At 71.3% G+C, this 15,408-nt stretch carries 2 protein-coding genes; both read left to right on the top strand.

Annotated features, from left to right (window positions below; genetic code table 11):
* Positions 1-70: 70 nt before the first annotated feature.
* A complete protein-coding gene (locus ABZS61_RS34365; RefSeq protein ID WP_356430321.1) occupies positions 71-5,713 on the top strand; it encodes a type I polyketide synthase in 5,643 nt (1,880 codons plus the stop codon).
* A 48-nt stretch (positions 5,714-5,761) separates the two neighbouring features.
* Positions 5,762-15,408 (top strand): type I polyketide synthase (locus ABZS61_RS34360; RefSeq protein WP_356430318.1); only part of this gene is annotated, 9,647 nt, incomplete at its 3' end.

The raw sequence follows: 15,408 nt of genomic DNA, 5'->3' as shown, positions 1-15,408 counted from the left end.
CGGCCCCGGACTGACGGACGAACAGGGCCTGGCCCTGTTCGACGCCGCTTTGAACGCGGACCGCGCCGACGTGGTGGCGATACTCCTCGACACCCATGCCCTCCGCTCCTGGAACGGCACCACCCCGATACCCGCACTCCTGCGCGGCCTCGCACCGGCCGCCGTCGTCCGAAGGGCAAGCCGGGCTCAGGCCGCCGTGGGCGAGTCGCCGTTGCTGCGGCAGCTGGCCGGTCTGTCGTCGGCCGAACGGCGCAGGCTGCTTCAGAACACGGTGCTCGCCGAGGTGGCCCACGTCCTCGGGCACACCTCCGCGGATGCCGTCGGCGAGCGTCAGGCGTTCAAGGACCTGGGCTTCGACTCGCTCACCGCGGTGGAGCTCCGCAACCGGCTGAACGCCGCCACCGGGATCCGACTGCCCGCAACACTGGCGTTCGACTACCCGAGCGTCCAGGTCCTCGCTGATCATCTGGCCGGCCTTCTGTCGGGTTCGGACGAGCCGACCGCCGTGGCGCCGACGCGACCGGCAGCTGCCGACGAGCCGATCGCGATCGTGGGGATGTCCTGCCGGCTGCCGGGCGGCGTGGTCTCCCCGGCAGGACTGTGGGATCTGGTCACGGCCGGCGGTGACGGGGTGACGGACTTCCCGGACGACCGCGGCTGGGACGTGACCTGGGGCGGAGTCTCCGGATCCGGCGGCTTCGTGACCGGTGCCGGTGACTTCGACGCAGGGCTCTTCGGGATCAGCCCGCGTGAGGCCCTGGCCATGGACCCGCAGCAGCGACTGCTGCTGGAAGGCGTCTGGGAGGCCTTCGAGTCCGCAGGGCTGGACCCGATGTCGCTCCGCGGTTCGTCGACCGGCGTGTACGCGGGTGTGATGTACCACGACTACGCCCAGAGTCTGGGTGTGGTGCCGGAGGGCGTCGAAGCCTTCCTGGGCACAGGCAACGCCGGAAGCGTGTTCTCCGGGCGGGTGGCCTACACCTTCGGGCTCGAGGGCCCGGCGGTAACGGTGGACACGGCGTGTTCGTCCTCGCTGGTCGCGCTGCACCTTGCTTCTCAGGCGCTGCGGTCGGGTGAGTGCGGGCTGGCGGTGGCCGGCGGGGTGACGGTGCTGTCCACGCCGGGCGTGTTCGTGGACTTCGCCCGGCAGGGCGGACTGGCCTTCGACGGCCGCTGCAAGTCCTTCGCCGCCGCTGCGGACGGCACCGGCTGGTCCGAGGGCGCGGCGGTACTGGTGCTGGAGCGGTTGTCGGACGCCGAGCGCAACGGGCATCAGGTGCTGGCGGTGGTGCGGGGCAGTGCCATCAACCAGGACGGCGCGTCCAACGGTCTGACGGCGCCCAACGGCCCGTCGCAACAGAGGGTGATCCGCCAGGCACTGGCCAACGCCCGGGTGGCGGCTGCGGACGTCGACGTCGTGGAGGCGCACGGAACCGGAACCCGTCTCGGTGACCCGATCGAGGCGCAGGCGTTGCTGGCGACCTACGGCCAGGAGCGAGGTGAGAGCGACGAGCCGCTGTGGCTCGGCTCCGTCAAGTCGAACATCGGGCACACCCAGGCAGCCGCCGGCGCGGCAGGCGTGATCAAGATGGTCATGGCCCTACGACACGGCCTGATGCCGGCGACGCTGCATGTGGACGAGCCGTCACCGCAGGTGGACTGGTCCGCGGGCTCGGTGGAACTGCTCACCCAGGCACGCCCCTGGCCCGAGGCGGACCGTCCGCGCCGAGCGGCCGTGTCCTCGTTCGGCATCAGCGGCACCAACGCGCACGTCATCCTCGAGGCGCCTCCCACCACCCACGCCGTCACGGCGCCGCCGACACGTGCCGGGCGCCCCGCCACGGTGCCGTGGCCGGTAGCGGCGAAGTCGGCGGACGCGTTGCGGGCGCAGGTGGAAAGGCTGCGGTCGTACGTGGCCGAGCGTCCGGACCTGGATGCGGTGGACGTCGGCTGGTCTCTGGCGGCCGGCCGGGCCGCACTGGAGCACCGCACGGTGCTGGCCGCGAACGGGATACTCGCCGAGGGTGTGGCGGGTGAAGGCAAAACCGCGTTCCTGTTCACGGGGCAGGGTTCGCAGCGCGCCGGCATGGGTCTGGGGCTGTACGAACAGTTCCCGGTGTTCGCCGAAGCCTTCGACGCGGTCTGCGCCCGGCTCGACATGCGCCTGGAACGCCCCCTGCGCGAGGTCCTGACCAACGGTGTCGATCTCGACCGGACGATGTGGGCGCAGGCCGGGCTGTTCGCACTCGAAGTCGCCCTGTTCCGGCTCGTCGAGTCGTGGGGCGCGACCCCGGACGTACTGCTGGGTCACTCCCTGGGCGAGATCACCGCAGCCCACGTCGCGGGAATCCTCGACCTGGGCGACGCCTGCACCCTGGTCGCCGAACGCGGCCGCCTCATGCAAGCCCTGCCCGAAGGCGGCGGCATGCTCGCCGTCCAGGCCACCGAAACCGACGTCACCGACTCCGGGCTGGAACTCGCCGCCGTCAACGGCCCCCACTCCGTGGTCCTCTCCGGCGACCTCGACGCGATCGAGCGCTACGCAGCCGAATGCGCCGAGCATGAACGCCGGTTCAACATCCTGACCGTGTCGCACGCGTTCCACTCAGCCCTGATGGAACCCATGCTGGACGAGTTCGCGGCCGTCCTGTCCGGCCTGACCTTCCACCCGGCCCGGACTCCCGTCGTGTCGAACCTGACCGGAGCCGTCACCGAGCCCGGTGCCATGCAGCAGCCGGAGTACTGGCTGAACCAGGTGCGGCAGCCGGTGCGCTTCGCCGACGGTGTCGCGACGCTCGAAGCGATGGGCGTGACGCGGTACGTGGAACTCGGCCCGGACGGCGTCCTGTCGGCCATGGCCCAGGACATCGCCACCGAAGCCGAGTTCGTCCCAGTCCTCCGCAAGGACCGCGACGAGACCGACACCGTCCTGACCGCCATCAGCCGCCTGTGGACCCTGGGCACCGACATCGACTGGCCCGGCGTGTTCGACGGCTGGGACGGCCGAACGGTCGACCTGCCCACCTATGCCTTCCAGCACGAGCGGTACTGGCCGCAGCCGAATATGGCCGCCGGCGATCTGGGTGCGGTCGGCCTGACGGGCGCCGACCACGCGCTGTTGGGTGCCGCGGTGTCGCTTGCCGACGGTGACGGCGTGGTGCTGACCGGCCGGCTGGCGGTCGGTTCGCAGCCGTGGCTGGCCGACCACGTCGTGTCGGACCGTGTCCTGGTGCCCGGTGCCGCGCTGGTCGAGATGGTTCTGCGGGCGGGCCGGGAGGTGGGCTGTGCCCTGATCCGCGAGCTGGTCCTCCGGGCCCCGCTGGTCCTTCCGGACTCAGGCGGCGTCCAGGTCCAGGTCCGGGTCGCGGCCCCGGACACGGCGGACGACCGGTCCGTACAGGTGCACGCCCGCGCCGACGATACGGAGGCGTGGACGTTGCACGCATCCGGGGTGCTCGCCGCATCGGGCGCCGGTGTCCCGGAGTTCGATCTGGCGGTCTGGCCGCCGAAGGGCGCGACGGCCGTCGAGGCCGACGGCTTCTACGACGTTCTGGCCGGCGCGGGATTCGCTTACGGCCCGGTGTTCCAGGGCGTGCAGGCGGTGTGGCGGGACGAGTCGGCCGTCTACGCCGATGTGGTGCTGCCGGAGCCGGCTGCGAGCCAGGTCGACGGGTTCGGCATCCATCCGGCGCTGCTCGACGCGGCGCTGCACCCGTCCGGACTCGTTGCGGGCGATACCGAAGCCTCCGGGCCGCGGTTGCCGTTCGCCTGGTCGGGTGTGGAACTGTTCGCGGTCGGGGCGACGGTCCTCCGGGTGGCGATCGTCCGCGACGGTGACGGGGTGTGCATCAAGGCGGCCGACGGCACCGGCATGCCGGTCGCGGTCGTCCGCTCCCTGGTCTCGCGTGAGCAGTTGCCTGTCGCCGCCCCTCGCGGCGACACTCTCTTCGCGGTCGACTGGGTTCCCGCGTCACCGGCTGCCACTGCCTCTTCCGCTGCCGAGGACGGGACGGACGGCTCCGCGTGGACGGTGTTCTCCGTCGGCGACGGGCCGACGGGCGAAGTGACCGGCGACATGATGCGCCGGGTCCAGGAGTGGCTGGGCGAGGAACGACCCGACGACGAACGCCTGGTGGTGGTGACTCGGGGCGCCGTGCCCGCGGGTCCTGCCGACATGGTCGATGTGGTGGGTGCGGCGGTGTGGGGCCTGGTGCGTTCGGCGCAGTCGGAGCACCCGGACCGGATCGTGCTGCTCGACGTCGACCCGGCCGCCGAGGAAGAGGGTGTGGATCTGGCGCTGTTGGCCGGTGTCGACGAGCCGCAGGTCGCCGTCCGTGACGGTGCGCTGCTGGTACCCCGTCTGGCCCGTGCCGTGGGTGGCGAGCAGGCCGTGCCGCTGGACGGTGACGGCACCGTACTGATCACCGGCGGCACCGGCACCCTCGGCGGACTCCTCGCCCGCCACCTCGCCACCCAACATGGCATCCGCCACCTCCTCCTGCTCTCCCGCCGTGGCTCTGACGCGCCCGGCGCGTCCGATCTGGTCGCAGATCTCGCCGAACTCGGCGCCCAAGCACGGATCGTGGCCTGTGACGCCGCCGACCGCGACGCCCTAGCGGCGGTTCTCGCAGACATCCCCGCTGGCACACCGCTGACCGGCGTCGTCCACGCGGCAGGTGTCCTCGACGACGGTGTGTTCACCGCCCTCACCCAGGAACGCCTGGAGACGGTCCTGCGGGCGAAGGCCACCGCCGCCGCGAACCTCGACGAACTGACCCGCGACGCGAACCTCGCCATGTTCGTCCTCTACTCCTCGGCATCAGCGACCTTCGGTACTCCCGGTCAGGCCAACTACTCCGCCGCCAACGCCTACCTCGACGCCCTCGCCACCCGACGCCGCACCGAGGGCCTGCCCGGCCTGTCCGTGGCCTGGGGTCTGTGGGAGCAGGCCAGCGGCATGACCGGCCACCTCCAGGAAAGGACTGGCCGCCTCGGCCCCGGGCTGACGGACGAACAGGGATTGGCGCTGTTCGACGCCGCTTTGAACGCGGACCGCGCCGACGTGGTGGCGATGCTCCTCGACACCCGTGCCCTCCGCTCCTGGAACGGCACCACCCCGATACCCGCACTCCTGCGCGGCCTCGCACCGGCCGCCGTCCGGCGAGCCGGCCAAACCGCCGTAGGCGAGCCACAACTCCCGAAGCGGCTGGCCGAACTCTCGCCCGCCGATCAGGGCCGCTTGCTCCAGCACACCGTCCTCACCGAGGTCGCTCACGTCCTCGGACACGCCTCGGTGGACGCAATCGGCGAGCGTCAGGCGTTCAAGGACCTGGGCTTCGACTCGCTCACCGCGGTGGAGCTCCGCAACCGGCTCAACGCCGCCACCGGGCTCCGGCTGCCCGCGACACTGGTGTTCGACTACCCGACCTCGGCGCGACTTGCCGAGTTCCTCGCCGCAGAGCTGCTGCCCCGGCAGGAGATGGCCGCCACGGCCCTGCTCTTCGACAAGCTCCAGGAGATCGAATCCGGTCTCGCGCAGACCGCGGACGCGGGGGCTCTCACGAAGCTCGTCCGGCGCCTGGAATCCATGATCTCCAAGTACGGCGACGACGGCATGCACCAGGTCACTGCCCCTTCGGTCGTCGACGCACTCGACCGGGCGACGGACGACGAGATGTTCGCGTTCATCGACAGGGAGCTCGGCGATGAGTAACCGGCCCTTCCGGATCCGACCACGACACACAGCGACAGCGAGGCCCTGATGTCCGACGAGCTGAAACTGCGGGACTACCTCAAGCGGGTCACGGCCGATCTGCACAGCACCAAGCAGCGGCTCCGGAACGTCGAGTCGGCGGAGCGCGAGCCGATCGCGATCGTGGGGATGTCCTGCCGGCTTCCGGGCGGTGTGGTTTCCCCGGAGGGTCTGTGGGATCTGGTCACGGCCGGCGGCGACGGGGTGACGGACTTCCCGGACGACCGCGGCTGGGACGTGACCTGGGGCGGAGTCTCCGGGACGGGTGGCTTCGTCGCCGGTGCCGGTGACTTCGACGCGGGGCTCTTCGGGATCAGCCCGCGTGAGGCCCTGGCCATGGATCCGCAGCAGCGGCTGCTGCTGGAGGGCGTATGGGAGGCCTTCGAGTCCGCTGGGCTGGACCCGATGTCGCTCCGCGGCTCATCGACCGGCGTGTACGCCGGGCAGATGTATCACGACTACGCGTCGAGCATGAGTGTGGTGCCGGAGGGTGTGGAGGCCTTCCTGGGCACCGGCAACGCCGGAAGCGTGCTGTCGGGCCGGGTGGCCTACACCTTCGGGCTCGAGGGCCCGGCGGTGACGCTGGACACGGCGTGTTCGTCCTCGTTGGTCGCGCTGCACCTGGCCGCACAGGCCCTGCGGTCGCGTGAGTGTGATCTGGCGGTGGCCGGCGGTGTGACGGTGCTGTCCACGCCCGGCGTCTTCGTCGACTTCGCCCGGCAGGGCGGGCTGGCGTCGGACGGCCGGTGCAAGTCCTTCGCCGCCGCTGCGGACGGCACCGGCTGGTCCGAGGGCGCGGCGGTACTGGTCGTGGAACGGCTCTCCGACGCACAGCGCAACGGACACCATGTCCTGGCCGTGGTGCGGGGTACCGCGGTGAACCAGGACGGCGCGAGCAACGGGCTGACCGCGCCGAACGGCCCCTCCCAGCAACGGGTGATCGAGCAGGCGCTGGCCAACGCCCGGCTGACGAGCGCGGACGTCGACGTCGTGGAGGCGCACGGAACCGGAACCCGCCTCGGTGACCCGATCGAGGCGCAGGCGCTGCTGGCCACCTACGGCCAGGACCGTGGTGAGAGCGACGAGCCGCTGTGGCTCGGCTCCGTCAAGTCGAACATCGGGCACACCCAGGCAGCCGCCGGCGCGGCAGGCGTGATCAAGATGGTCATGGCCCTACGACACGGCCTGATGCCGGCGACGCTCCACGTCGACGCCCCCTCCCCCCAGGTGGACTGGTCCGCGGGCGCGGTCGAACTGCTCACCCAGGCACGCCCCTGGCCCGGAGCGGACCGCCCCCGCCGAGCGGCCGTGTCCTCGTTCGGCATCAGCGGCACCAACGCGCACGTCATCCTGGAGCAGGCGCCCGATGGCGTCGAGGACGCGGAACCGGTGCGCGTGGTGCGGCCGGGAACGGTGCCGTGGCTGGTCTCGGCGAAGACCGCGGCCGGGCTCGATGAACAGGTCCGCGTCCTGCGTACGTTCACCGCCGGACGTCCTGGCCTCGACCCGGTGGATGTGGGCTGGTCGACCGCGACGACACGGGCCGCGCTGGAGCACCGCGCGGTGCTCACGGGCGCAGGCTCCGAGCAGACGGCGTCCGGTGTCGTCAGCGCCGGCCGGCTGGCGATGCTCTTCACCGGCCAGGGTTCGCAGCGCGCCGGCATGGGACTGGAGATGTACGCCGCGTTCCCGGTGTTCGCGGGTGCGTTCGACGCGGTGTGCGCCCGGCTCGACGCGCGCCTGGGGCGTCCGCTGCGCGAGGTTCTGACCGATGGGGTCGGTCTCGATCAGACGATGTGGGCGCAGGCGGGCCTGTTCGCTCTCGAGGTCGCGCTGTTCCGGCTTGCCGAGTCCTGGGGTGTGGTCCCGGACGTCCTGCTGGGACACTCCCTGGGCGAGATCACCGCCGCGCACGTGTCCGGCATTCTGTCCTTGGACGACGCATGCGTGCTCGTGGCTGAACGCGGCCGACTGATGCAGACGCTGCCCGAGGGCGGCGGCATGCTCGCTGTCCAGGCAACCGAAGCCGACGTCGCCGACTCCGGCCTGGAGGTCGCCGCCGTCAACGGCCCCCGCTCCGTGGTGCTCTCCGGTGACGTGGACGCGATCGAGCAGTACGCCGCCCGGTGCGCGGCTCGTGGTCTACGGTTCAACGTCCTGTCTGTGTCGCACGCGTTCCACTCCGCCCTGATGGAACCGATGCTGGACGAGTTCGCCGGGGTGCTGGCCGGACTGACGTACCACCAGGCACGGATCCCGGTGGTCTCGAACCTGACCGGCAGCGTGGCGGAACCCGGGCTGATGCAGCGTCCGGAGTACTGGCTGGAGCAGGTGCGGCGGACCGTGCGGTTCGGCGACGGTGTCGCAGCGCTGGAGGCCATGGGCGTCACGCGGTGTCTGGAGCTGGGCCCGGACGGAGTCCTGTCCGGACTGGCGCGCGAGACCGCCGCGGAAGCCGTGCTCGTGCCGATGCTGCGCAAGGACCGGGACGAGGCCGCTTCCGCGATCGGCGCCGTCGGACGGCTGTGGACCGTCGGCGTCGAGGTCGACTGGGCCGGGGTGTTCGCGGGCTGGGGCGCGCGCGTCGTCGCCCTGCCCGCATACGCGTTCCAGCGGGACCGGTACTGGCCCGAGCCCGGGGCCGGGCCTGCCCGCGCCGATGCCGCGGACTCGGCGTTCTGGGACGCGGTCGAACGAGGGGACCTGCGGGAACTGGCCGGCCTCGAGGCCGCGCTGCCGGCGCTGACGTCGTGGCGGCGGCAGCGGCGGGAGCAGACGGCCGTGGACTCGTGGCGCTATCGCATCGCGTGGAAGCCGCTCGCCGGGCCGGCCCCGGCCGCGCTTCCGGGCACCTGGGTGGTGTGCGGGCGCTCGGACGAGAATGTCGTCGGTGCCCTGGAGGCCGCAGGCGCGACGGTGGTCGATGCGTCGGCCGACGAGGCCGCCTCCCTACCGGACGTCGCCGGCGTCGTGCTGATCGCCGACGGCTGGACGGACGTGCTGGTCTCGGTGCAGGCGTTGCGGGACGTCGCCGCGCCGCTGTGGGTGCTGACCCGGGGCGCGGTCTCCGTGAACGCGTCGGACCGGTTGGCGGACCCTTGGCAGGCGACCGTGTGGGGAATGGGCCGCGTCGCCGCCCTGGAACTTCCGCACCGGTGGGGCGGTCTGGTCGACCTGCCCGCCGAGTGGAGCGCCAGGACGGGCGCCCTGCTCACCGGCATCCTGGCGGACGGGGCCGAGGACCAGGTCGCGGTACGTGGGCACGTCGCCCACGGACGCCGGCTGGTGCGCGTCACTCCGGCACCCCGGACCGCTCCGGAGTGGCGCCCCGGCGGCACGGTCCTGATCACCGGCGGGACCGGCGCACTGGGCCTGGTGGTGGCTCGCTGGCTGGCGGGGCGCGGTACCCCGCACCTGGTGCTGACCAGCCGCCGCGGCGTGGCGCCGGAAGGCCTGGTGAAGGAGCTGGCCGCACTCGGCACCCGCGTCACCGTCGTCGCGTGCGATGTCGCCGACCGGGACGCCCTCGCCGCGGTCATCGACGGCGTTCCCGAGCAGTGGCCCCTCAGCGGTGTCATCCACGCGGCCGGGATCGATGATCCCGAGGCGCTGGAGCGGACCGGGCAGGAGGCGATGGCCCGGGTGATGCGCAGCAAGGTCCAGGGAACGGTCCTCCTCGACGAACTCACCCGGGACCTGCCGCTCGAACAGTTCGTGGTGTTCTCGTCCATCGCAGCGACCTGGGGCGGCGGCGGTCAGGGCGCCTACGCGTCCGGCAACGCGTTCCTGGACGCGTGGGCGCAGAGTCGCCGTGAGCGGGGACTGCCGGCCACCTCGATCGCCTGGGGGCCGTGGGCCGAGGCGGGCATGGCCGCCCAGGGCGAGGCCGGACAGCTCCTGCGCCGACAAGGGCTGTCGCCGATGAGCCCTGTGCTGGCCGTACGCGCGTTGGCGCAGGCGATCGAGCAGGAGCACACCTGCGTGACCGTCGCGGACGTGGACTGGCCCAGGTTCGCCGCGGCGTTCACGCTGGTGCGGCCGAGTCCGCTGCTGTCCGACCTCCCGGAGGCGGCCGAGGCGATCACCGCCGACGCCCCCCGTGGGAGCGGCTCGGGCGCCGACTCCGGCTCCGAACTCCGGGACCTGCTGGCCGGCTTCCCCGTCGCCGAGCACCAACGGATCCTCCTGGACATGGTCCGGGCCGCGGTCGCCACCGTTCTGCAGTACCCCGACCAGCAGGCGGTCGACCCCGGACGGGCTTTCAAGGACCTGGGGTTCACCTCACTCACCGCCGTGGAACTGCGCGATCTCCTCGTCGCACGGACCGGACTGCGGCTCCCCGCCACCCTGGTGTTCGACTATCCGATGCCGCTGGCACTGGTGCAGTACCTCATCGGCCAAGTGCTCGGCGAGGCCGAACACTCCCCCACGACGACGACGTCCACGCACGTCGATCCCCAGGAGCCGCTGGCGATCGTGGGCATGGCCTGCCGGTACCCCGGCGACGTGACGTCCCCGGAGGAGCTGTGGCGGCTGGTCGCCGACGGGGCGGACGGCATCTCACCGTTCCCCCTGGACCGAGGCTGGCCGACTGCCGTGCCCAGCGGCATCGTCGAACTGGGCGGGTTCATGCCCGGCGTGGCCGACTTCGACGCCGCGCTGTTCGGGATCTCGCCGCGTGAAGCGCTGGCGATGGATCCGCAGCAGCGGCTGCTGTTGGAGGCGTCCTGGGAGACGTTCGAGTCGGCGGGGATGGATCCACGGTCGCTCCGCGGCCGGAACGTGGGCGTGTTCGCCGGTGCGGCCTCGTCCGGATACGGGGCGGCGGGGATACCGGGTGCCGAAGGGCACCTGATCACGGGTACCGCGGGCAGCGTCATCTCCGGCCGTCTCTCCTACACCTTCGGGCTCGAAGGTCCTGCGGTGACGGTGGACACGGCGTGTTCGTCGTCGTTGGTGGCCCTGCATCTGGCGGCGCAGGCGCTGCGCACCGGCGAGTGCGACATGGCGTTGGCCGGTGGTGTGACGGTGATGGCCACGCCGGGCGCGTTCATCGAGTTCGACCGGCAGGACGGGCTGGCCGGTGACGGGCGGTGCAAGGCGTTCGCCGCGGCGGCCGACGGGACGGGGTGGTCCGAGGGCGTCGGCCTGGTGATGCTGGAGCGGCTCTCGGACGCCGAACGCAACGGGCATCAGGTGCTGGCGGTGGTGCGTGGCAGTGCCATCAACCAGGACGGTGCGTCGAACGGCCTGACGGCGCCGAACGGTCCGTCGCAACAGCGGGTGATCCGCCAGGCACTGGCGAATGCTCGGCTGACCGGCGCGGACGTCGACGTGGTGGAGGCGCACGGCACCGGAACTCGTCTCGGCGACCCGATCGAGGCCCAGGCGCTGCTGGCGACGTACGGCCGGGACCGCGACGGCGGTGAGCCGTTGTGGCTGGGGTCGGTGAAGTCGAACATCGGGCATACGCAGTCCGCGGCAGGCATCGCGGGTGTGATCAAGATGGTGATGGCGTTGCGGCACGGTGTGTTGCCGGCGACGTTGCATGTGGATGAGCCGTCGCCGGAGGTGGACTGGTCGGTAGGTGCGGTGGAGCTGTTGACGGAGGCCCGGGCGTGGCCCGAGGCGGATCGTCCGCGGCGTGCGGCGGTGTCGTCGTTCGGGATGTCCGGAACGAACGCGCACGTGATTCTGGAACAGGCCTCGGCCGTAACTCGGTTCCAGGCTCCGGCAGCTCCTGTTTCGGGTGTGTCGGCGTGGGTGGTGTCGGCGAAGTCCGAGGCGGCGCTGCGGGCGCAGGTGGAGCGGCTCGGGGCGTACCTAGCGGATGCTCCGGACCTGGATCCGGTGGATGTGGGTTGGTCGTTGGCGACGACGCGTGCGGCGCTGGAGCACCGTGCGGTGGTGGTCGGCGAAAGCCGGGAGGAGCTGCTGGCCGCCCTGCCCACGGTGGCGTCGGCCGCTGCCGGGTCTGGCGGTGTGGTGTTCGTGTTCCCGGGTCAGGGCTCGCAGTGGGTGGGCATGGCCCGCGAGTTGTGGGACACCTCGCCCGTATTCCGTGAGCGGCTGTCCGAGTGCGAGACGGCACTGGCCCCGTTTGCCGACTGGTCGCTGACCGACGTTGTTCTGCATGACGGTGATGTGGACCGGGTGGACGTGGTCCAGCCTGTGCTGTGGGCGGTGATGGTCGCCCTGGCCGAGGTGTGGCGTTCGGCGGGTGTGGTGCCGTCCGCGGTGGTGGGTCATTCGCAGGGTGAGATTGCTGCGGCGTGTGTGGCGGGTTGGTTGTCGTTGGATGATGCGGCACGTGTGGTGGCGTTGCGGTCGAAGGCACTGGTAGCGGTGACCGGCGGTGGAGGCATGGTGTCCGTCGCTGCCGGGCGCGCGACGGTTGAGGAGCTGGTGCCGGACCGGTCCGGCCGAGTGTCGGTGGCGGCGGTGAACGGCCCGTCCTCGACCGTGGTCTCCGGTGATGACGAAGCCCTCGACGCGTTCATGGCCGCGTGCGAACAGCGTGGCATCCGCACACGCCGCATTCCGGTGGACTACGCTTCCCACTCCCCGCGAATGGACCAGCTCCAGGAACGGATTCTGACAGACCTGGCCGGGCTGTCCCCGGCTGTCGGCACAGTTCCCATGATCTCCACCCTGACCGGTGGCCCCGTCAGCGGTGATCTGGACGCTCGGTACTGGTTCGACAACCTCCGCACCACGGTCGAGTTCGAGACTGCGGTCCGTACCCTCATCGAACAGGGCATGCACACCTTCATCGAGGTCAGCGCCCATCCCGTGCTGACGGTGGGTGTTGAGGAGACCATCGACGCGGCCGGCGCAGATGCGGTGGTACTGGGCACACTGCGGCGCGGCGAGGGCGGCATGCGCCGCGTCCTCACCTCCCTCGGCGAGGCATGGACAGCCGGCGCCGACGTCGACTGGACCACGGTGCTCACCGGCCGCCAAGTCCAGCTCCCCACCTATGCGTTCCAGCATGAGCGGTACTGGCTGGATGCGCCGTCGCCGTCGCCGTCGGTCCAGGGTGCTGCTGGTGGGGTGGATCCGGTCGAGTCCCGGTTCTGGGATGCCGTGGAGCGTGGTGATCTCGACGAACTCGCCGGCACGTTGCAGTTGTCGGAGGCCCCGGAACTGCTGGGGTCGGTGGTTCCGGCGTTGGCGTCGTGGCGCCGGGAGCGACTGCAGCGGTCCGTCATCGACACCTGGCGCTACCAGGTGACGTGGAGACCTCTGGAGACTGCACCTGTCACCACCCTGTCCACCGGCACCTGGCTGGTGGTTGGGCCTGAAGACGGTGATGTGGCCGGGGCGTTGACGGGTGCGGGTGGCGCAGTTGTGGGCCTGCCGGTGGACGCGCTGTCGGACCGTGCGGCTGTGGCCGGGCGGCTTGCCGAGGTCGGGGATGTGCGTGGTGTGGTGCTGGTGGCGGGGTCGGCTTCGGCCGGTCTGCCTGCCCGTGGCGGTGTGGTCGCGGACGAACTCACATGCGTGACGGTGCTGTTGCAGGCATTGGGTGATGCGGGGGTAGACGCGCCGTTGTGGGTGGCGACGCGGGGTGCGGTTTCTGTGGGTGCTTCGGACCGGGTGGTCGATCCGGTGCAGGCTGCGGTGTGGGGTCTGGGCCGGGTCGCGGCCCTGGAGTTCCCCCAGCGCTGGGGCGGCATGATCGACCTGCCCGAAGCTCTGGACGCCCGAGCGTCCGGACGGCTGGTCGGCGTTCTTACTGCCGACGGTGGTGAGGACCAGGTCGCAGTGCGTGGGTCCGGTGTGTACGGGCGCAGGTTGGTGCGGGCGGTGCCGGCCGTTGTGCCGGAAACGGTCTGGGTTCCTTCGGGGACGGTGCTGGTCACGGGCGGTACCGGTGCGCTGGGCGCGGAAGTGGCGCGCTGGCTGGTCGGCCGGGGTGTGCCGCACCTGGTCCTCACCAGCCGTGGGGGTGTCGCTCCGGAGGGTCTGGTCGAGGAACTGTCGGAGCTGGGTGCCCGGGTGACGGTCGCCGCGTGTGACGTGACGGACCGGGACGCCCTGGCCGGAGTGATCGCTGCTGTTCCCGCGGATATGCCGTTGACGGGTGTCGTGCATGCGGCTGGTGTCGGGGATGCGCAGTTGCTGGAAGCAGCCGACCGGGACACGACGGCTGCGGTGATCGGTGCGAAGATCGACGGCGTCGTACACCTGGACGAGCTGACCTCCGACCTGCCCCTGGACCTGTTCATTGTGTTCTCCTCCGGCGCTGCCGTTTGGGGTGGTGCGGGCCAGGGTGCGTACGCGGCAGCGAATGCGTTCCTCGACGCTTGGGCACAGGACCGCCGTGAGCGCGCTCTGCCCGCCACCTCTGTGGCGTGGGGGCCCTGGGCCGGTGCGGGAATGGCCGTCCAGGGCGACACCCAGCAACTCCTGCGCCGACGCGGCATGTCACCGATGAACCCAGAACTCGCCGTACGCACACTCGCCTCGGCCATCGACAACGGCGAATCGGGACTCACCGTCGCCGACATCGACTGGGCAACGTTCGCCGCGTCATTCACCGCAATCCGCCCGAGCCGACTCCTCACCGAACTACCCGAAGCAGTCAGCACGCCACCGACGTCGGAGGAGAACGACGGCTCGGCAGCCGGATTGCGGCAGCAGCTCGACGGGATACCGGACGGGCAGCGCCGCCAGCGGGTGCTGGACGTGGTGCGCACCCACGCGGCAGCCGTACTCGGGCACACAGGTGCGGAATCGGTGGACGCCGGCCGCGCCTTCCGGGACCTGGGCTTCGACTCCCTGATGGCCGTCGAAGTACGCAACCGCCTCCAGACCGTCACCGGCCTCAGGCTTCCCACCACCCTGGTCTTCGACCACCCCACACCCCTGGTGCTGGCAGAGTTCCTGCTGGCCGAACTCTCGTACACAGAGCCAGGGGGGACAGCACGGGCGGTCCCCGTGGCCGTGGCTGTGGATGAGCCGGTCGCGATCGTGGGGATGGCCTGCCGCTTCCCCGGCGGCGTGACCTCCGCCCAGTCCCTGTGGGACCTGGTGGAAAGCGCGGGCGACGCGGTCGGGCCCTTCCCCACCGACCGCGGCTGGCCCACCTCCATCGCAGGATGGGGCGCCTTCCTCGAAGATGCCGGCGAGTTCGACGCCGACCTGTTCGGCATCAGCCCCCGCGAAGCACTCGCCATGGACCCCCAACAACGCCTCCTCCTCGAAACAGCATGGGAAGCATTCGAGTCGGCAGCCCTCGACCCCGCCAGACTGCGCGGATCCTCGACCGGCGTCTTCGTGGGCGGCACCGCATCCGGATACGGCACCGGCACACAAATGCCACAAGGAGCCGAGGGCCACCTCCTGACCGGCAACGCAACCAGCGTCATGTCAGGCAGGGTCTCCTACGCCTTCGGCCTCGAAGGCCCCGCCGTCACCGTCGACACAGCCTGCTCCTCCTCCCTCGTCGCACTGCACCTGGCCGCACAAGCCCTGCGCACCGGCGAATGCGACATGGCACTCGCCGGCGGCGTCACCGTCATGGCCAGCCCGGGTGTGTTCGCCGAGTTCGACCGGCAGGGCGGACTCGCCTCCGACGGCCGCTGCAAATCCTTCGCCGCCTCCTCCGACGGCATGGGCTGGGGCGAAGGCGTCGGCCTCCTCCTCGTCGA

The sequence above is a fragment of the Streptomyces sp. NPDC005566 genome, assembly GCF_040605575.1.
GTDB lineage: Bacteria > Actinomycetota > Actinomycetes > Streptomycetales > Streptomycetaceae > Streptomyces.
The sequence above is the reverse complement of the archived record's forward strand: the minus strand, read 5'-3'. Positions and strand labels throughout refer to the sequence as shown.